Annotated in this window: 24 protein-coding genes; 23 read left to right on the forward strand and 1 reads right to left on the reverse strand. The window is 52.5% G+C overall.

Annotation, left to right across the window (positions count from 1 at the left end; genetic code table 11):
• Nucleotides 1-199 precede the first annotated feature (199 nt).
• From recJ to rlmH, 12 genes are all read left to right on the forward strand, one after another.
• Nucleotides 200-1,912, forward strand: coding sequence for a single-stranded-DNA-specific exonuclease RecJ (gene recJ / locus DWX91_RS09735; RefSeq protein WP_118473046.1), 1,713 nt, complete (start codon nucleotides 200-202; stop codon nucleotides 1,910-1,912).
• Between the two features lie 5 nt (nucleotides 1,913-1,917).
• Nucleotides 1,918-2,226, forward strand: a complete 309-nt coding sequence (locus DWX91_RS09740) for a hypothetical protein (RefSeq protein WP_107001309.1) — start codon at nucleotides 1,918-1,920, stop codon at nucleotides 2,224-2,226.
• Between the two features lie 34 nt (nucleotides 2,227-2,260).
• On the forward strand, nucleotides 2,261-3,007 hold the full coding sequence (locus tag DWX91_RS09745) for an AzlC family ABC transporter permease (RefSeq protein WP_117796867.1): 747 nt from the start codon (nucleotides 2,261-2,263) through the stop codon (nucleotides 3,005-3,007).
• 41 nt (nucleotides 3,008-3,048) lie between these two features.
• Nucleotides 3,049-3,381, forward strand: coding sequence for an AzlD domain-containing protein (locus DWX91_RS09750; protein WP_117796890.1), 333 nt, complete (start codon nucleotides 3,049-3,051; stop codon nucleotides 3,379-3,381).
• Nucleotides 3,382-3,453: 72 nt separating this feature from the next.
• On the forward strand, nucleotides 3,454-4,308 hold the full coding sequence (locus DWX91_RS09755; RefSeq protein WP_118538705.1) for a bifunctional 5,10-methylenetetrahydrofolate dehydrogenase/5,10-methenyltetrahydrofolate cyclohydrolase: 855 nt from the start codon (nucleotides 3,454-3,456) through the stop codon (nucleotides 4,306-4,308).
• A gap of 112 nt (nucleotides 4,309-4,420) precedes the next feature.
• On the forward strand, nucleotides 4,421-5,236 hold the full coding sequence (locus DWX91_RS09760; protein ID WP_118538707.1) for an SIMPL domain-containing protein: 816 nt from the start codon (nucleotides 4,421-4,423) through the stop codon (nucleotides 5,234-5,236).
• Nucleotides 5,237-5,418: 182 nt separating this feature from the next.
• On the forward strand, nucleotides 5,419-5,850 hold the full coding sequence (locus DWX91_RS09765) for a DMT family transporter (RefSeq protein WP_022359281.1): 432 nt from the start codon (nucleotides 5,419-5,421) through the stop codon (nucleotides 5,848-5,850).
• An 85-nt stretch (nucleotides 5,851-5,935) separates the two neighbouring features.
• Nucleotides 5,936-6,715, forward strand: a complete 780-nt coding sequence (locus DWX91_RS09770; protein ID WP_118538709.1) for a helix-hairpin-helix domain-containing protein — start codon at nucleotides 5,936-5,938, stop codon at nucleotides 6,713-6,715.
• A gap of 31 nt (nucleotides 6,716-6,746) precedes the next feature.
• Nucleotides 6,747-7,448 carry a response regulator transcription factor gene (locus tag DWX91_RS09775; protein WP_022359279.1) on the forward strand — a complete coding sequence of 234 codons (702 nt, stop codon included), beginning with the start codon at nucleotides 6,747-6,749 and terminating at the stop codon, nucleotides 7,446-7,448.
• Nucleotides 7,449-7,539: 91 nt separating this feature from the next.
• Nucleotides 7,540-9,528: a DUF6320 domain-containing protein gene (locus tag DWX91_RS09780; protein WP_243099015.1), complete on the forward strand. Its 1,989-nt coding sequence runs from the start codon at nucleotides 7,540-7,542 to the stop codon at nucleotides 9,526-9,528.
• An 83-nt stretch (nucleotides 9,529-9,611) separates the two neighbouring features.
• Entirely contained in the window at nucleotides 9,612-10,553 is a 942-nt protein-coding gene (locus DWX91_RS09785; RefSeq protein ID WP_412693873.1) for an alpha/beta hydrolase, read from the forward strand.
• An 82-nt stretch (nucleotides 10,554-10,635) separates the two neighbouring features.
• Nucleotides 10,636-11,115: a 23S rRNA (pseudouridine(1915)-N(3))-methyltransferase RlmH gene (rlmH, locus tag DWX91_RS09790; RefSeq protein WP_022359275.1), complete on the forward strand. Its 480-nt coding sequence runs from the start codon at nucleotides 10,636-10,638 to the stop codon at nucleotides 11,113-11,115.
• Between the two features lie 27 nt (nucleotides 11,116-11,142).
• Here the strand turns inward: rlmH and DWX91_RS09795 are convergent, their stop codons facing one another.
• Nucleotides 11,143-11,364 (reverse strand): hypothetical protein, encoded by a 222-nt coding sequence (locus tag DWX91_RS09795; RefSeq protein ID WP_107001315.1) that lies wholly within the window; start codon nucleotides 11,362-11,364, stop codon nucleotides 11,143-11,145.
• A gap of 138 nt (nucleotides 11,365-11,502) precedes the next feature.
• On the opposite strand from DWX91_RS09795, the gene DWX91_RS09800 reads away from it, so the two are divergent.
• From DWX91_RS09800 to DWX91_RS18125, 11 genes are all read left to right on the forward strand, one after another.
• Nucleotides 11,503-12,534: an MATE family efflux transporter gene (locus DWX91_RS09800; protein ID WP_412693874.1), complete on the forward strand. Its 1,032-nt coding sequence runs from the start codon at nucleotides 11,503-11,505 to the stop codon at nucleotides 12,532-12,534.
• Complete coding sequence (locus DWX91_RS18115; RefSeq protein ID WP_412693877.1) at nucleotides 12,420-12,887, forward strand: MATE family efflux transporter; 468 nt, start codon at nucleotides 12,420-12,422, stop codon at nucleotides 12,885-12,887. Before DWX91_RS09800 ends, DWX91_RS18115 begins: the two co-directional genes overlap by 115 nt.
• 55 nt (nucleotides 12,888-12,942) lie before the next feature.
• On the forward strand, nucleotides 12,943-13,998 hold the full coding sequence (locus DWX91_RS09805; RefSeq protein ID WP_118482583.1) for a stage III sporulation protein AA: 1,056 nt from the start codon (nucleotides 12,943-12,945) through the stop codon (nucleotides 13,996-13,998).
• Entirely contained in the window at nucleotides 13,989-14,510 is a 522-nt protein-coding gene (locus tag DWX91_RS09810; RefSeq protein ID WP_118522939.1) for a stage III sporulation protein AB, read from the forward strand. The genes DWX91_RS09805 and DWX91_RS09810 overlap by 10 nt, the downstream gene beginning before the upstream one ends.
• 13 nt (nucleotides 14,511-14,523) lie before the next feature.
• Nucleotides 14,524-14,718: a stage III sporulation protein AC gene (gene spoIIIAC, locus DWX91_RS09815; protein ID WP_022359269.1), complete on the forward strand. Its 195-nt coding sequence runs from the start codon at nucleotides 14,524-14,526 to the stop codon at nucleotides 14,716-14,718.
• 172 nt (nucleotides 14,719-14,890) lie between these two features.
• Nucleotides 14,891-15,277, forward strand: coding sequence for a SpoIIIAC/SpoIIIAD family protein (locus tag DWX91_RS09820; RefSeq protein ID WP_107001319.1), 387 nt, complete (start codon nucleotides 14,891-14,893; stop codon nucleotides 15,275-15,277).
• A 48-nt stretch (nucleotides 15,278-15,325) separates the two neighbouring features.
• Nucleotides 15,326-16,534 carry a stage III sporulation protein AE gene (locus tag DWX91_RS09825; protein WP_118538711.1) on the forward strand — a complete coding sequence of 403 codons (1,209 nt, stop codon included), beginning with the start codon at nucleotides 15,326-15,328 and terminating at the stop codon, nucleotides 16,532-16,534.
• 3 nt (nucleotides 16,535-16,537) lie between these two features.
• Nucleotides 16,538-17,197 (forward strand): stage III sporulation protein AF, encoded by a 660-nt coding sequence (locus DWX91_RS09830; RefSeq protein ID WP_118538713.1) that lies wholly within the window; start codon nucleotides 16,538-16,540, stop codon nucleotides 17,195-17,197.
• Nucleotides 17,172-17,852 (forward strand): stage III sporulation protein AG, encoded by a 681-nt coding sequence (locus tag DWX91_RS09835; RefSeq protein ID WP_118538715.1) that lies wholly within the window; start codon nucleotides 17,172-17,174, stop codon nucleotides 17,850-17,852. The genes DWX91_RS09830 and DWX91_RS09835 overlap by 26 nt, the downstream gene beginning before the upstream one ends.
• Before the next feature lie 14 nt (nucleotides 17,853-17,866).
• On the forward strand, nucleotides 17,867-18,307 hold the full coding sequence (locus DWX91_RS18120) for a SpoIIIAH-like family protein (protein ID WP_412693875.1): 441 nt from the start codon (nucleotides 17,867-17,869) through the stop codon (nucleotides 18,305-18,307).
• Nucleotides 18,304-18,597, forward strand: a complete 294-nt coding sequence (locus DWX91_RS18125; protein ID WP_412693878.1) for a SpoIIIAH-like family protein — start codon at nucleotides 18,304-18,306, stop codon at nucleotides 18,595-18,597. Before DWX91_RS18120 ends, DWX91_RS18125 begins: the two co-directional genes overlap by 4 nt.
• The last annotated feature ends 134 nt before the right edge of the window (nucleotides 18,598-18,731 follow it).

An 18,731-nucleotide genomic window follows, 5' to 3' on the forward strand; every position in this document is an offset into this window, starting at 1 on the left:
CTCCAAATCTATCTAATGTACTCTCGAAATCTTTCTGTGCTCGATTTTGTGAGATGATTTTTTGTCAGTTGTGCCCAAATTTCTGAGGCGTACGCGGTGCGTACGTTGATGAAATTCGGGTGCGGCTGGCGGAAAATCAGCCACAAAAGCAAGTGCAAAAAAGACTCCGAGAGTACATCTAGATAATAGGAGGAACAAAATGGCAGAAGAAGTCTGGATGCTTCAGACCAAGAAAGCAGATTTTAAGCAGATCGGGGCGCGGTTTCGGATCGATCCGGTTACGGCGCGTATTATCCGGAACCGTGGGATCAAAGGAGAGGCGGCGATCGACCGCTATTTAAATGGCACGCTGGATGATCTGTATGATCCGATGCTGTTAAAAGATATGGAGCGTGCCGTTTCCATCCTGTGCGAGGCTGTGGATACTGGAAAGAAGATACGGATCGTCGGTGATTATGATATTGACGGCGTCTGTTCGACGTACATATTATTGCAGGCATTTGAACGGCTGGGCAGTGATGTAGATTTTGAGATACCGGATCGCATCAAGGATGGCTACGGAATCAATGAATCGATCATCGAACAGGCGCACGCGGACGGCGTGGAGGTGATTCTGACTTGTGACAATGGTATTTCCGCGTTCCATCAGGTGGAGCTGGCGAAGAAATATGGCATGACGGTTGTCATCACGGATCATCATGAGGTGCCCTTAGATGGGGAAAAAGAGAAGATTCCCCCGGCGGATGCGGTGATCGATCCGAAACAGGCAGACTGTCCGTACCCATTTCCGGAGATCTGCGGCGCAGTGGTGGCGTACAAGCTGGTGCAGGTTTTATATGCCCGCCGGGGCGTGCCGCAGATGGAATGGCTGGATTTGCTTGAATTTGCCGCGATTGCGACGGTCGGTGATGTGATGAAGCTGCAGGATGAAAACCGGATTCTGGTAAAATACGGTCTTAAAAAGATGGCGCAGACCAAAAATCTAGGGCTTCGCAGACTGGCGGAGAAAAATAATCTTGATCTGGGGGCGATCACAGCATACCATATTGGATTTGTCATTGGACCGTGCCTGAATGCGGGCGGACGATTAAAAACGGCAAAGGAAGCGCTGGCGCTTCTGCGGGCGCAGAGTGAGGAAGAGGCAGAACGCCTGGCAGAGGAACTTAAGGAATTAAATGATACCCGCAAGGATATGACCGAGCAGGGGACTGAGGCGGCGAAGCTGCAGGTAGAGAGCTGGTACCAGAAGGACAAGGTGCTGGTGGTCTTTCTGCCGGAATGCCATGAATCGCTGGCGGGCATTATTGCAGGGCGCCTGAGGGAATATTATCAGAAGCCGGCGATCGTGCTGACGCGCGGCGAGGAGGCGGTCAAAGGCTCGGGACGTTCCATCGATGAGTACCATATGTTTAAAAAGCTGACAGAGGTCAGCGATCTGCTGCTCAAATTTGGCGGGCATCCGCTGGCAGCCGGGCTTTCGCTGGAAGAGAAGAACATTGACGAGTTCCGGCGCAGACTGAATGAAAATGCGGGGCTGACGGAGGAAGATTTTAAAGCGAAAGTCTGGATCGATGTGCCGATGCCGGTGGGATATGTGACAGAACGCCTTGTGAGGGAGCTTTCCTGTCTCGAACCGTTTGGACAGGGTAACGAAAAACCGCTGTTTGCAGAGAAATCACTTCGCATCCGGGCGAGCCGCGTGCTGGGGCGCAACCGAAATGTCGTAAAAATGACGTTGGAAGAGACAGACGGACACGCGATCGAGGCGCTATATTTCGGTGACGGAACGGCGTTTGAGGAAGAGCGCGCCGGACGGCGGGAGATCGACGTCGTGTATTATCCGGACATCAATGAGTACAATGGAAGAAAAACGCTGCAGGCGGTGATCCGCCGTTATAAATTCCGGGGGTAAATGGCATGATAACGAGAAAAGATGTGATGCCGGTCAATTTCCTGAAAAAAGAAAAATTTACCGGAAGTGATACCGGGATGCGCTACCGGATGGAGATGACAAAGCGCGAGGTACCGAAAGAAGACGGCGCAGATGGCGAGACGGTCGAGGAGACAGTCCTGACCGTGACATCGTGGCCGGAACCATATGGATACGACGCAACGCCGGAAGAGGAGAAGACCCGCGAGGAATTTCCGTTTTCGGAAGAAGGAATTGTGAGCGGGGTAGAGTGGCTGAACGGGCAGCATGCGCGGTATGTGAAGCCTGAAAAATAGACGGTTGCGTGAACAGAAAGAGTGAAAAAGTAGAATGAGTTGGAAAAAGACATTTTATGAGGGGCTAAAGAGCGGTATCCCCATTGGACTGGGGTATCTGCCGGTCTCCTTTACGTTTGGCTTCCTGGCGGTGTCGGGCGGTCTGCCGGTCTGGGTAGCAGTTTTTATATCGCTGACGAACTTAACGAGCGCCGGACAGTTCGCAGGGACAAACCTGATTCTGGCGGGGGCTGGGTACTTTGAGGTGGCATTGACGACGTTTGTCATCAACCTGCGCTATATGCTGATGTCACTGTCCCTGTCCCAGAAGCTCGATGAAAAGACGGGAACCGGGGCGCGCCTGGCACTGGCATTCGGCATCACGGATGAGACGTTTGTCGTCAGTTCCCTGCATCCGGGCATTTTGAAAGCGTCGTATATGCTGGGACTTATCACGATGCCGATTCTGGGGTGGAATCTTGGAACCTGGCTGGGAGGCGCGATCTCGGCGGTTCTGCCGCAGGCGCTGCAGAATGCGATGGGAATTGCCCTGTACGCGATGTTTATTGCACTGATTCTGCCGGCGGCACGCAAATCGCGGTCGGTGTGCTGCGTCATCATTCTGGCAGTTGTGATGGTGTGCATTTTAAAATATGTTCCGGTTTTTGCCGGTATTTCCTCCGGTTTCCGGGTGATTCTGGTTACGATCGCGGCATCGGCGTTCGGTGCATGGAAATTCCCGCATGATCCGGACGGTAAAGAAGCCGGTCAGGACGAGAGTCAGAAAGAGGGGGCAGAATGATGAATACAGCAGAGGCAGCAGGAGCAGCCGGAACACTCGATATGAAATACGTACTGACCTGTGTCCTTTTGATGGCACTGGTTACATATATTCCACGTGTTCTTCCGGTTACGATTTTCCGGAAACAGATCCGTTCGAAGTTTATCCGATCTTTCTTAGATTATACGCCGTATGCAGTGCTGGGAGCACTGACATTTCCAGATGTATTTACCTCCACAGGACATCTCTATTCGGCGGTCGGAGGAACGATCGTAGCGGTGATTTTGGGATATAAGGGAAAGAGCCTGGTGGTAGTGGCGATCGCGGCGATTGTGACGGTTTACCTGCTTGAGATGGCAGGCGGAGCCGGTCTTTTGGCGTCGCTTTCATTTTAAGAAAAATTTAAAATGAATATGCGCGAAAGCGCGGGAAATTCATCATAAATAAAAACGAAAGGTGCAGACAAGATGATTACAATGAAGGGAGCCGCTGTTTCGGCAAAGCTGAAAGAGCAGGTGGAAAAAGGGCTGGAAACCCTGACATGGGTGCCGAAACTGACGATTATCCGGGTGGGCGAGAATCCGGATGATATTTCCTATGAGAAAGGCGCGACGAAGAAGCTGACATCGTTCGGGCTTGAGGTGGAATCGAAGGTATTTCCGGGAGATATCTCGGACGAGGCATTTAAGAAGGAGTTTGCGGCGATCAATGCGGATGCGTCGGTGGACGGTATTTTAATGCTGCGCCCGCTTCCAAAGCAGATCAACGAGCAGGATATTGAAAAAATGATCGATCCGGCGAAGGATCTGGACGGTATTTCCCCAGTCAATATCGCAAAGGTGTTCAGCGGCGATACGAGCGGTTTTGCGCCGTGTACGGCGGAGGCAGTGGTATGCATGCTGAAAATGAACGATATCGCGCTTTCTGGCAAACGGGTGGCAGTCGTAGGAAGAAGCATGGTTGTGGGACGCCCGCTTTCGATGCTGCTTCTGCATGAAAATGCGACCGTGACCATCTGCCACTCGAGAACTGCCAGCCTGCCGGAGGTATGCCGGGAGGCGGATATTCTGACTGCCTGCGTGGGAAAAGCAGCGATGATCAACCACACCTATGTAAAAAAGGATGCGGTTGTCATTGACGTTGGGATCAATGTAGATGAAAATGGAAAACTCTGCGGCGATGTGGATTTTGCCGATCTGGAAGGAACTGCTTCGGCGGCAACCCCGGTTCCGGGCGGTGTCGGCGGCGTGACGACGGCGGTTCTGGCACAGCATCTGGTGCGCGCGGCATGGATGAAACAGGAAAAAAATAGTAATAAATAAGCGAAAGAAAGTTAAGAGAAAAGCAATACATTTCCTCTCGTTTTCAGGTATAACTATAGTAAGAATGACAGTGTACCAGTTGTTGCTCCGGAAGGTCTGAACCCATTGTGGGTTGGAACTCACGGATGAAACAGAAAAACGGGAGGAATTTTTTTATGAGAAAAATGGGGATGATGCGAAACAGGATGACATTTCTGCTGGCAGCAGGCACGATGACAATGACGTCGGCGGCAGGTCTGGCAGGTTGTACGTCCGCACCGGCATCGGTGACGGTGCAGTCGGCGGAAAATACGGGGATCACGGTGACGAGCCAGGAGAAAATCAAGCGGAGCCGGATATTGCGGAAATTACCTACAGTGTCTATTCACAGGCGGCGGATGCGAGCACCTGCCAGTCGGAGAATCAGACGGATTTGGATGCGGTTCTGGCGCTTTTGAAGGAAAAGGGAATTGCAGATACCTCGGTGCAGACGAGCGGTCTGGGGCTGAATCCGATCTATGACTGGGACAATGGCAAGAAGATCACTGGTTATGAGATGACGACGGAGGTGGTTGTATCGGATGTTGCGATTGAGGATGCAGGGGCGATCATCAGCGATTCGGTCAATGCGGGTATCAATTCGATCGATTCGGTCCAGTACCAGTGCAGCAATTTTGATGAGATTTATCAGGAAGCGCTCAAAAAAGCCATTGAGTCGGCGCGCGTGAAAGCCGAAGCGATGGCGGAGGCAGGCGGCTGCAAGCTGGGAACGATGACGAATGTGCAGGAGTACAGCAGCGGGCAGCAGGCGCGCTATTATGACACTTCTTACAGCAGCGGCATGGCGATGAAGGAAATGGCGATGGAAGATGCGGGTGCAGGCAGAAACCTGATGCCGGGGCAGGTGGATGTTGAGGCAGAGGTGTCGGCTACGTTTTCCATTCAATAGGGATCAGCTGCATGAAAGGTTGTCTGGTTTTGGAGGAAAAATCGGATTTTAAACAGGAAAAGGGAATAAACACAAATTGTATAAACCTTCGCATATCTGGGATACTAACAGTGTGAAATGAATGGTCGGAAACGGCTGCTGTTTCATGAGAATGTAGAACAGAATGCGGAGGTTTATTTTTTATGTGGGGAATGATAACCGCGCTGGTTTCCGGCGCACTCATGAGTATACAGGGCGTGTTTAATTCTGCCGTGATGAAGCAGACCAGCATGTGGGTATCGGCTGGCTGGGTGCAGATAAGTGCATTTGTGGTTTGCCTGCTGATGTGGCTTTTTACGGGGCGCGGCGCGGTATCGGAGCTTTGGCAGATCGAACCGCGGTATATGCTGACCGGCGGCGTGATCGGGGCATTTATCACGTACACGGTCATCAAGAGCTTTGACGCGCTGGGACCGGCAAAATCAGCGCTTCTGATCGTCGTGGCGCAGATTCTGGTGGCGTACCTGATCGAGGTGTTTGGCTGGTTCGGTGTGGAGAAAGCGGGATTTGAGTGGCGCAAGGCGATCGGGGCGGCGGTTGCGATTGCGGGGATTGTGATTTTCAGATGGGAATAAAAATTTTCTGCTTGTGTTTAAAGGGGGTTTTGGTTAGAATAGAATTACGGACAAAACGCGCCTCGGAAAAAGAGGGGTGCAGAAGATGAAACAGACAAATCAAACAGTAAATCGGAAACGATGGATGCGAACAGGGGCAGTCGGCGTGGTATTTTTGGCGGCTGTTTTGTGTTTTGGTGTGCAGAGCCGGCGAGAGAAGCAGACGGTGGTGTTGGAGACGCAGAACAGTTTTTCAAAAGAAGAGGATGATTCGCAGGAAAGCTCCGAACGTCCAGCAAAACGGTCAAACAGCGGGGCAGTGGATGGGGATAATGAAGCAGCAGAGAACGCTGCGCCTGAGGGGCAATCAAAAGAAAATCCCCAAACGCCGGAACCGAGAATCCTATATATCCACGTCTGCGGCGAGGTAGCCGCACCGGGCGTCTATGAGCTTCCGGCGGGCAGCCGTATGTATGAGGCGGTTGAAAAGGCGGGCGGGATGACGTCGGAGGCGGCGCAGGAATATGTAAATCTGGCGCAGGCGATCGAGGATGGACAGCAGCTTCGGATTCCGAGCCGGGAAGAGATTCGGAAATATCAGGAAACAGGGAAGGATGTCTCCGGGCTTCTGGGAGCCGGAGGCGCTGCTGGGAATGGCAGCGAGTCAGCTTCGCAGAAATCTGGAAGCAGTGCAGCATTGATTAATTTAAATACAGCTTCCAAAGAAGAGTTGATGACTTTAAACGGTATCGGCGCGGCGCGGGCGGAAGCGATTCTTTCTTACCGGGAGCAGAAGGGCGGTTTCCGGACGATTGAGGATATTATGAAGGTGCCTAGCATCAAGAACGCGGCATTTCAGAAGATAAAAGATAAGATTACAGTATAGAGAGATAGAAGCATAGTGGTTGAGGTGGAGAATGGCGAAGGTATTAGTGGTAGATGATGAAAAATTAATAGTAAAAGGAATCCGTTTCAGTCTGGAACAGGATGGATTTGAAGTTGCCTGCGCCTATGACGGGGAGGAAGCGCTTCAGATGGCGAAGGAGACGGAGTATGATATGGTTCTTCTGGACGTGATGCTGCCGAAGCTGAACGGATTTGAAGTCTGCCAGGCAATCCGGGAGTTCTCCGAGATGCCGATCATTATGCTGACCGCAAAAGGCGACGATATGGATAAGATTCTGGGGCTGGAATACGGCGCCGATGATTATATCACGAAGCCATTTAACATTTTGGAAGTAAAGGCGCGCATCAAGGCGATCCTGCGCCGCAACTCCAAGAAATCGAGACAGGAGCCGCAGCAGACAAAGAAAGTCATCGAGGCGGGCGATCTGACGCTGGATTCGGACAGCCGCCGGGTCTTTATCGCTTCCCGCGAGATCAATCTGACCGCGAAGGAATTTGACCTTCTGGAGCTCCTGGTGTGCAATCCGGGCAAGGTTTACAGTCGCGAGGAGCTGCTGCGCTTTGTCTGGGGCAACCGGGCGGCGGCGGGCGGCGATGTTCGCACCGTAGACGTTCATGTGCGGCGGCTGCGCGAGAAGATCGAGCCGAGTCCGAGTGATCCGAAATATGTACATACGAAATGGGGCGTGGGGTATTATTTCCGGATTCGGTAATGTAGAAAAGAACTCAGAAGAGGATGAAAGGGGCGCTGCAGGGGAGTGTGTATCCCGGCAGCTGCTCTTTTTCTTTAGGTGGCAAAGGCAGATGGGGCAGAGAATGAACGAGGAAAACCAAGAACAGGATCAGAAGGATGAAATTGCAGGGAAGCAGGAAGAGCCGGGACAGATAGTTTCAGAAAAAGTGGAGAAGAAACGAGAGAAGAAACGAGAGGAAAAACCAAAGAAAAAGCGTCTTCGCATCCAGGGCGCCGCGTGGAGGCGGCTGGATAACACGGCGAAGCTCTTTGCGGCGGTGTCGGGGGAGGATTTAAGCAGTGTATTCCGGATTTCGGCGGTTCTGAAAGAAAAAGTAGATCCGGAGCTTTTGCAAAGGGCGCTTGTGCGGACACTTCCGGAGTTTGAAAATTTCCGGGTGAAGCTGCGGAAGGGATTTTTCTGGTATTATTTTGAGACGAACAACCGGAATCCGGGCGTGGAAGAAGAACAGAGTGCACCGTGCCGTTTCATTGATCCGCACCGGGGCGCGCGGTTCCCATTCCGTGTGAGCTACTATGGATGCAGGATCAATTTTGAAGTGTTTCACGGGCTGACGGACGGACTGGGGGCGCTGCGGTTTGCTTCACGGCTTACAGAACATTATCTGGAACTGGTGAAAAAATTGCCGGTTATGGTGCAGGAGCGGGAGTTTTCGCCGCTCCGGGAGGACGATTATCTGCGACATTACCGGAAACTGCCGCATCGGCATTATAACAGCAGACCGGCGATTGCGATTCAGGGGGAATTTCTCCCATTTGATCAGATGGCAGTGCTGCAGGGGACGATTGAGGTGTCGGCACTGAAGACGGAATGCAGGAAGGTGGGTGTCAGCATCACCAAATATCTGGCGGCGGTGCTTCTCTGGGCGATCATCCAGACGGAGACGGATGGGAAAGCGCTGAAACGTCCGGTGGCGCTCAATCTTCCGGTGAACCTACGGAGTTTTTTTGAGTCGGAGACGCTGGCAAACTTCTTTGCGGTCGTGAATATTTCGTGGGCGGCGGGAAAGGCGCCGGAGGCATTGGAAGAAGTGATTGCGTCTGTGAGCCGCCAGATGGATGAGCAGATCGTGAAGGATCGGCTGGAGGAGACGATTTCCTACAATGTGTCGAATGAGAAAAAATGGTATGTGCGGGCGATCCCGCTATTTGTCAAACATCTGGCGATGCAGTTGATTTTTCTGCACACCAGCCGCGCCCACACGATGACATTTTCCAACATCGGACCGGCGCAGGTTCGGGAGGAATTGAAAGATTCGATCGAGGGCTTTCAGCTTCTTGTCGGCGCATCGCCGAAGCAGCGGATGAAATGCGGGGCGGTGGCGTATGACGGGAAATTATGCCTGTCGTTTACGAGTGCGATGGCAGAGAACCGGCTTCCGGAGTTTTTCTTTCACTTTTTGGAGGAAAAGGGCATCCGGGTAGAGCGAGAGAGCAATGGAATCACGGATACGAAGCATGATAAAGGACGTTATCCAGTGATTGCCCAGGATCGAGAGCGCGTGCGCCGTGCGGTGAGGGGATTTTATGTGTCATTGGTGCTCGTATCGCTTCTGGCGGGGCTTACGAATCTGGCGACTTATCATCGGATTCCGTTTAAATGGTCGCTTCTGACGGCGGGCGCGGCGGCATATGTGGCGATGACGCTGTGGTTTTCGGTCATGCGGCATGCGAGCCTGGCGGGAACGCTGGTGCGGCAGTCCCTGGGAATTCAGGCAATTTTGCTTCTGATTGACGCGCTTACAGGGCTTCGGGGGTGGTCGGTGGACTACGCGATCCCATGCGTCGCGCTGTTTGAGGTGGCGGCGGTTCTTCTGATGATGCTAGTCAACCGGATGAACTGGCAGAGCTATTTTATGTATCAGATTACGATTACATTTCTGAGCTTTGTGCCGTTGATTTTCTGGAAAATCGGGTGGACACATCATCCGCTTCCGACGGTGTTGGCAGCAGGCGTGTCGGTGGCAGCGCTGGCGGCGACGGTAATTCTGGGCGACCGGAGTGTGAAGCGGGAATTGAAGAGGCGGTTTCATATGTAAATGGCAGGAAAATCGGTCACAGTAAAGGAACGATCTATAAAAATACGAAGATTGAAAATTTGGATGAAAGAAAGGGAAGAAGCATGAGTCGGAAAACAGTCAGCATGATAGGCAATCTGACGCGTGATATGATGAGTGACGTGATGGAGACATCGTTAAAGAAGCCGATCCAGACCGGCGAATTCCGGAAAAATCCGGTCGAACCGGCGTGGAGATGTCCGGCGGAATATATTTATGAGCTGGTAAAAACAGAACAGTTTGTGATGGAATATTTGAAGCCGAAGCAGGCGGTGACGGGGCGCGTCATTTTGCAGCTGCACGGCGGCGGGTATATCGGTCCGATGAAAAATATTTACCGGCGGTTTGCGGTTAAGTATTCACAGATCAGCTTCGGCGCGGATGTTCTGACGCCGGACTACCGGGTGGCGCCGGAGCATCCGTATCCGGCGGCGCTGGAGGATGCGGTGTACGCGTACCGATGGCTTCTGGAAGAGAAGAAATACCAGCCATCCCAGATCGTGGTAGCCGGGGATTCGGCGGGCGGCGGCCTGGCGCTGGCGCTCTGTTTGTATGCGAAAGATCACGGGCTGCCGCTTCCTGCGGGCATTATCACGATGTCGCCGTGGACGGATGTAAGTTTGAGCGGGGCATCGTATGAGGAAAATTATACGATTGATCCACTGTTTGGTAATTCGAAGGAAAATATGTTGTACCAGTGCAGCTACATCGGGAATGCCAATCCGAAAAATCCGTATCTGTCACCGCTGTTTGGAGATTTTGAAGGATTTCCGCCGATGCTGATGCAGGTGGGCGCGTATGAGGTGCTTTTAGATGATACGAGGGCGGCAGCGAAAAAGGCGCGCGCCGAGGGCGTCAAGGTGCGCTGCTCGGTCTATGACGGGATGTTCCATGTATTTCAGATGGGACTCGACCTGATTCCGGAGAGCCGCGAGGCATGGGAAGAGGTCGCGGAATATCTGCGGATCATCTACGGATTCATCGGGAACCGGAGGGAACGGTCGTGAAAAAGGTAAAAACGAGACGCAAAGAGACGGAAGACCGGGCGCGGCTGAATCTGTTGGCATTTTTAAAACGGGAGCTTAAAAAGTGAAGATTACGTTAGTGACAGTAGGAAAAATTAAGGAAAAATATCTGGAGGCGGCGATCGCGGAGTACAGCAAGCGGCTGGGGCGTTACTGCCGTCTGGAGATCGTGCAGGTGGCGGATGAAAAAACGCCGGATAAGGCGAGTGAGCTGCAGGAAGCGCAGATCCGCGACAAGGAAGGCGAGCGGATTCTGGCGCATATCAAGGAGGACGCGTATGTGATTGCACTTGCGATCGATGGAAAGCAGCGTTCCTCGGAGGAGATGGCGGCATGGATGGAAGATCTGGGCGTGCGAGGTGAGAGCCATCTGCAGTTTATCATCGGAGGTTCGCTGGGGTTGTCGCAGGCGGTGTTAAACCGTGCGGACACGAAGATCAGCTTTTCGCGCCTGACCTTTCCACACCAGCTGATGCGCGTGATTTTGCTGGAACAGATTTACCGGAGTTTCCGGATTATAAAAGGAGAACCGTATCATAAGTAGACATAATGCATGATGGATGATTAAAAATCAGCTATTCATAATGCGCGAGAGCAGTTCCAGATCCTCTTTTTTGACCTTTAAGTTAGATGCCACCTCGGTTCCGTCCGGGGCGGTCACTTTTAGGGAAATGACGCTGTCCTCGCGCAGCGCGCGGGTGTAGGCGGCTTTCAGAAAAGGGGAAAATTTAGGGTGGCGGGCTTTGAAACGCGCCCACTCGTCCCGAAATTGCAGTAAGGATGAAAGATTCATGTGATTAAGTCCTTTCCGTTTTAATAACTGATGGTAGTGTATCATGCGCGGGGAAGGCATGTAAAGAGGAAAAATTATCAGTAACGAGAGGTAGACTGATAATTGTTCGCAGTAACGTAGACAGGAGAATCAAGATTCATGGAACAGGTACAGAAGAAAAATATACTAGGTACGGAGCCGATCGGCGGGCTTTTGCGGCAGTTTGCGGTGCCAAGTATTATCGCGATGCTGGTAGGCGCCCTTTATAATATCGTCGATCAGTTTTTTATCGGAAGAAGCGTGGGAGAGCTGGGGAATGCAGCGACGAACGTGGCGTTTCCGTTGACGATCTCCTGTGTGGCGCTGGCGCTTCTGTTTGGAATCGGCGGTGCGGCATCCTTTAACCTGACGCTGGGAGGCGGCGATCGGGAAAAGGCGTTATTTTATATTGGAAATGCGGCGACGCTTCTGTTTGGAAGCGGTGTGATTCTGGGAATTGTGGCGCTTTTATGCCTGACGCCGATGCTGCACTTTTTCGGTTCGCCGGACAATGTGCTGGCGTATGCCCAAACGTATACGGGTATCACGGCTCTGGGATTTCCATTTCTGATTCTGACCAACGGCGGCGGGCATCTGGTGAGGGCGGACGGAAGCCCTCGCAATGCGATGCTTTACAATTTATCCGGGGCGCTGATCAATACAGTGCTCGATCCGCTGTTTATTTTTGGATTTCATATGGGAATGGCGGGTGCTGCGCTGGCAACGATCATTGGACAGATTTTTTCAGGAATCCTGATTATCCGGTATCTGCGCCGTTACAAAAACGGACGGCTGACAGCGGCGCATCTTCGACCACAGAGAACATATGTAAGCATGATTACCTCATTGGGGGCGGCGGCATTTTTCAACCAGCTTGCGATGCTGGTGGTGCAGATCGTGTTAAATAAATCCTTGACCTACTACGGTGCGCATTCGGACTATGGGGAATCGATTCCGCTGGCGTGTGCCGGCATTATCACGAGGTCAATCAGGTGTTTTTTTCGATCGTCATCGGTCTTTCGCAGGGCATGCAGCCGATCGCAAGTTTCAATTATGGCGCGAAAAATTATGCGCGCGTGCGGCAGGTGTATGGGTTGGCGCTCAGGTGGGGATTTGCGGTGTCGGCGGTGTCCTTTGCGTGTTTCCAGTTGATTCCGCGTCCGATCATCGGGCTGTTCGGGGAAGGATCGGAGATGTATTTCCAGTTTGCGGAAAAATATTTCCGGATTTACCTGTTTTTCACGTTCTTAAACTGTGTGCAGCCGATTGCGTCGAACCTGTTTACGGCGATTGGAAAACCGAAAAAGGGTATTTTCCTGTCCCTGACGCGCCAGATTCTCTTTTTGCTGCCGCTGATTGTGATTCTGCCGCTGTTTATCGGCATTGACGGCATCATGTATGCCGGACCGATCGCGGACTTTGTGGCGGGCATGGTGGCGCTTGCGATGGCAGGCGTGGAGGTGAGACGGCTGCGGCGGATGGAAAGTGCGTCCGTGCATGCATAGGCGGATGGTATATTTTAGCCAGTCCTTCATATATTGAGGTAAGGAGGACGGGCTGATGAAGGAGGAACAATCAAAGCAGGATGTGAGGGCGCTGTTTCATTTTTTCTCCCGGAATATCCGGGAGCAGCTTCTGGCGCTTCCGCTTGAGGCGGATGGAATGGAAGAGGTACGGCTGCGGGTTAGCGCGCCGCTGTATTACATATATAAAAATAAAGAGTACACAGCCGGAAGTGGATTCCGGGTCAGCCGGGAGGATGTGGACGAGACGCTGCAATGCGCGGCTCGTTCTTCCCTCTATGCTTACGGGGAGGAAATCAGGCAGGGGTTTCTGACCGTGCAGGGCGGACACCGGATTGGCGTGGCTGGAAGGACGATACTGGAAAACGGACATATAAAGGCGATTCATCCGATAACCTTTTTAAATGTCCGTTTTTCGCATCAGATGATAGGATGTGCAGCAAAAATACGGTCGATTTTGACGGATCCAGGGACGGGAAGTATCCGGAATACGCTTCTGATTGCACCGCCGAGATGCGGAAAAACAACACTTCTGCGGGATCTGATCCGGATGGTGTCGGATGGAGAAGAGGGAAAGGATAGGGGCTCTGCTTTGACGGGGAGCTTTGAACGGCCTAAGGCAGGTGCAGGACATGAAAATAAAGCTGGAAAAATGGTGGAGATGAGGAAGCAGCATGGTGGAAAAGTGAGGGCGCAGACGGTCGGGGTGGTGGATGAGCGTTCGGAGATTGCCGCCTGCTATCAGGGAATCCCGCAAAACGATGTTGGCTGCCGGACAGATGTGCTGGATGCCTGCCCCAAGGCGGAGGGAATGATGATGCTGATCCGCTCGATGGCACCGGAGGTGGTCGCGGTGGACGAGATCGGCGGTGAGAATGATTTGGAGGCGCTTCGCTATGTGATGAACTGTGGCTGCAGGATTCTGGCAACCGTACATGGAAATTCGATGGAGGACATCCGGGAAAAACCGGGCTTGTCCTCTTTTTTGCAAGAAAAACGGTTTGAGCGGTATGTGGTGCTGGGAAATAGACGCGGACCGGGAACGGTGGAGGCGGTATATGATGCAGCTGGCGAGGAGCTCATATGTGGATAAAATTGCTTGGAATCTGCCTTGTATGTGTATCGTGTGCGGGGATTGGCGGGGGTGAGGCATTGCGCCTGATTGGCCGGAGGCGTTTTTTGGAGGAAGTAAAACGGATTGCCGCGGGACTGCGGGGAGAGATTGGGTATACACAGGCAGTTCTTCCTCTGGTACTGTGCCGGGCGGGGGCACGCGGGGATGGAAAAGCGGGGAAGCTATTTTTGGTGGCAGGAGAGCGGCTGGAAGCGAATCCAGAGTGTCCGTTTGGGAGTATCTGGGAAGCGGTTCTGGAAGAGCAGGGGATTCGTCCGATGTTAGGAACAGAGGAATGGGAGCTGATGTGCCGGTTTGGAAACAGCATCGGGTATCTCGATCTGGAAATGCAGCAAAAGACGCTGGCACTGTATCTGGAAGAATTGGAACGGGCGATTGAGCAGCTGCGGCGGGAAGAGCCGGAGAAGAAACGGCTGTGCTGGGGGCTTGGGATACTAGGCGGGCTGTTTCTGGCAGTGGTGTTGATGTAAGTGGGGGAAGAAAATGGGAGTTAATCTAATATTTCGGATTGCGGCAGTCGGTATCCTGGTTTCCGTCCTCTGCCAGATTCTCAAACACAGCGGGCGGGAGGAACAGGCATTTCTCACAAGTCTTGCGGGTCTTCTTTTGGTACTGTTCTGGATGGTGCCGTATATTTATCAGTTGTTTGAGACGATGAAGGAATTGTTTGCGTTGTAATGTACTCTCGGAATTCTTCTGTGCTTGATTTTGTGAGATGATTTTTTGTCAGTTGAGCCCAAATTTCTGAGGCGTACCTTGATGAAATTCGGGTGCAGCTGGCGAAAAATCAGCCGCAAAAGCGAGTGCGGGAAAGACTCCGAGAGTACATTGCAGGGAAGGACGGTAAAAAATGTCAATTTTAACCGTATCGGTTCTTGGGATCACGGCAGTTCTTCTGGCGGTCCAGCTCAAGGGAAAAGGCAGCGAGTATGGGACGTACATTGTGATGGCGGCGGGGCTGTGCCTCTTTTTCTATGCGGCGGGAAAGCTGGAAGTGATTCTGAAAACACTTCGGACGATGGAATCCTGCATCGGGATCAGTCCAGTGTATTTGTCGGCGCTTTTGAAAATGGCGGGAATCACTTATATTGCCGAATTTGCCTCCGGGATTTGCAAGGATGCCGGGTACGGTTCGCTGGGAACACAGATTGAGATATTTGCGAAGCTGTCCATTCTGGCGGTCAGTATGCCGATTCTGCTGGCATTGTTGGAGACGGTGAAGCAGTTTTTGGCGTAGGGAAGTGGTAAGTGCAGAAAAGCGGAGAGATGGTGAGAGCAGGTGACGGTGGGAACAAAGATGGTTGTGCGGGCAGTGAGCGTTATATTCTTGAGTGTATATTTGATGGCAGGAAATCATTTAACGGTGTCGGCGGCAAATGGTGAAAAGATATCTGAAGATTCGGATTTCAGTGTTTCTGGAGAGAACATGGATTCTCTTCTGAACTCACTGGATTTAAGCAGAATCGAAGCATTTTTAAGGGAAGCGGGAGGTTCGGCAGTCCCGGGGCTTTCATTCCGGGAAATCCTTTCGATGCTTCTCTCTGGCAATTATCAGAGTGCGGTTCGGATGCTGATGGATTTCTGCCGGACAGCCCTATTTCGGGAAATTTCAGAAAATGGCAGATGGATGGGGCAGGTCATTCTTCTGGGAATTTTAGGGGCGGTGTTCGCCAGCTTTTCGAGTCTCTTTGCCGACAGTCAGGTATCGGAGATGGGCTTTTATGTCACGTATCTTCTGATTTTTACACTGCTTGCCGCCAGTTTTTTGAATGGGGTGCGGATCACGCGGACACTGTTGGAGCAGCTCTTTGAATTTGTCCGGGTGCTGGTTCCTGCTTTTTTTCTGGCTGTTTCCTTTTCCGGGGGAAGTACCTCGGCAGCAGCCGGATATGCGTGGACACTTGCTTCTGTCAATGTGGCGGAATGGGTGTTTTTACAGTTGTTTCTGCCATGCACCCAGTTGTATGTCCTGCTGTCGCTGGCGGGACATTTAAGCTCGAAGGATTTGTTTTCAAAAGCGTTGGAATTGCTGGAACAGGGGATGCGCTGGGGCAGCAAGGCGCTTTTGGGAGTGGTGCTGGGCTTTCATGTGCTGCAGGGAATGATTGCGCCGTATACAGATTCGATGCGCCAGACGGCGCTGCGGCGGGCGGTCAGCCTGATACCGGGAATCGGACAGGGCGCGGCGGCAGTGTCGCAGGTACTTCTTGGAAGCAGCGTCCTGATCCGGAATACGGTGGGCATCGGGGGAGTGCTTGTGTTGGCGGCGGTGTCGCTTCTGCCGCTTTTGAAACTTTTAATCCTCTATCTGGGGTGCCAGGGAAGCGCGGCGCTTTTGCAGCCGGTCAGTGACAGCCGGGTGGTGGAGGCAGTCGGCGCTGTGGCGAAAGGATTTTATTTTTTGCTGGCAGCAGCTGGTTCGGCGTTGGTGTTATTTGCACTTTCGATCGCGGTGGTGTGTGCGAGCACGAACGCGGCTTATTTTGCGGGGTAGAAGATGGAAGTAATTACTCACTGGGCGGGGAATATCGTCAGTTATCTTGTGTTTCTGACCGTTCTGACCGGGCTTTTGCCCGCACATAAGTATGAAAAATATATTCGCCTGTTTGCGGGCTGTATCTTGCTTCTGATTGTGCTTAAGCCGCTGACGGACGGGCTGCGGCTGGAGGAGCGGCTGAATTATCTGTTTACATCTCTTTCGTTTGAAAATGAAGCGGGCGAGCTGAAACGTGAGATGGATGAGATAGAGGAGCGGCGCAGAAATATGGTTTTGAGCCAGTATGAGGCGGAAGCATCCAAGGAGGCGGTGCGGGTGGCAGCGGAAGCGGGATTTTCCGTGGAAAAGGCGGATGTAGAGCTGGAAAAAGATCCGGAGTCGGAGCAATTTGCCTCGGTGCGGAGTGTGACGGTGTATGTGGCGGGAAGTGAGGCGGGGATGGAAGCGGCGGAACTGGAGGAGAATCAGAGTTCGATGATTGAAATAGAAAAAATTCCCCCGATTGAAATTTCACTTGAACAGGAGCAGAAGCAGGGAGAACCCGCCGCCGCGCAGGCAGTTTCATGGATGAATGGGGAAAAGATTTGGGAGCTTCAGCAGCGGCTGGCATCGTTTTATCAGGTGGAGGCGGATCATGTGGAAGTCAGGATGGAACCTTGACAAGGAATGGGTCAAACGAAATGAAAAATGGCTGATTTTGCTGGTGCTTGGGCTGGCAATTCTGATCTTATATGCGCCGTTTGGGAAGAAGACGAGTGAGACGGGAGTCTGGCAGTCAGGGGAAAGATGGGCGGAGAGTGAAACAGAAACAAACTCTGGGCATAGAGCAGGGCAGGACAAAAATGGAAGTTCAGAAGAGAGTGGTTCGGATGTCGAAACAGGTCTGCCAGGCACTGCATCCAGGCAGGACACCAACCGCCTCTACGAGCTTCGCCTGGAGCAGCGGATCCGGGACGTTTTAAAGAAGGTGGACGGCGTGGGTGAGGTGGATGTGATGCTGACTCTGTTTTCTTCTTCGGAAAAGGTGCTGCGGGTGGATAAGGAGAGAAGCCGGTCGTCCACCTCGGAGACGGATTCTTCGGGTGGTACGCGGCAGCAGGCGGATGAATCGCTGCGGGAGAGCACCGTGCTGGCGGGAAGTTCAGGCAGCGGGGAACCGGTAGTTGAAAAAGAGCTGGCACCGGAGATTTCCGGTATCGTGATCAGCGCACAGGGAGGAGGAAATGCGTCGGTACAGAAGGAAATTTCGGAAGCGATGCAGGCATTATTCGGACTGCCGGCACATAAAATAAAAGTATTAAAGCGGGTGGAATAAAGGAGTATGCAAATATGAGAATGAAGATGAAACGCGTTTTCAGGAGAAATCAAATCATCATCACGACGCTGGCGATCATGATTGCGGCGGCGGGGTATCTCAACTATGCGGGAAAATCCGATCTGCCGGGGGCGGATACATATGAAGCGGGGGCGACCAAGATTTCAGATAGCGATATATATTCGGAAAATCAGGCGGTGTCCGGAAGCGTGGCGGACGGTGAATATGAGGAGATTGCAAGTCTTGACGATCCGGGAGAGGGAGATCCGCTGGCAGCAGGCAGTGAGGAGGGCACAGCGCAGGGGGCGGCGGACGGAGAGGAGGCATCTGCGGACAATCCGGCAGTCGATAACCCGGGCGAGGCGGTTTTGACAGGCGGAACCGGCGTGGCAGAGTACATAGCAATGTACAGCTCAGCCGTGAACAGATCCGCGCCAAGAACCGCGAAGCGCTGAATGCCCTGATTAACAATGAAAATCTGGATGCGTCGGCAAAAGAGGCAGCCGTTCAGGATATGCTGGCACTCAATGCGATAGCGGAGAAGGAAAATGCAGCGGAAACGCTTCTGATGGCGAAAGGATTTGCCGATCCGGTTGTCAGCATCACGGATGGAAAAGTGGATGTCGTTGTCAACGCGCCGTCCATCACAGATCCGCAGCGCGCGCAGATCGAGGATATTGTAAAACGGAAAACCGAGATATCGGCGGAAAATATCGTGATTTCCCTTTTAAACCTGGGAGATTGAGGAAGTTCGGATGAGTTAATGTTCACGGGTAGGCACTTTTGGAACCGAAAGTGCCGTAAGAAAACGTGGTGGCAGCAGGAATTTGCCGTATTAAAATGCGAAGCCACGGCAAATTCCGTTACTGGGCACGTATG

Origin of the sequence: Clostridium sp. AF22-10, from assembly GCF_003478725.1 — a bacterium.
Classification (GTDB): domain Bacteria; phylum Bacillota; class Clostridia; order Lachnospirales; family Lachnospiraceae; genus Otoolea; species Otoolea fessa.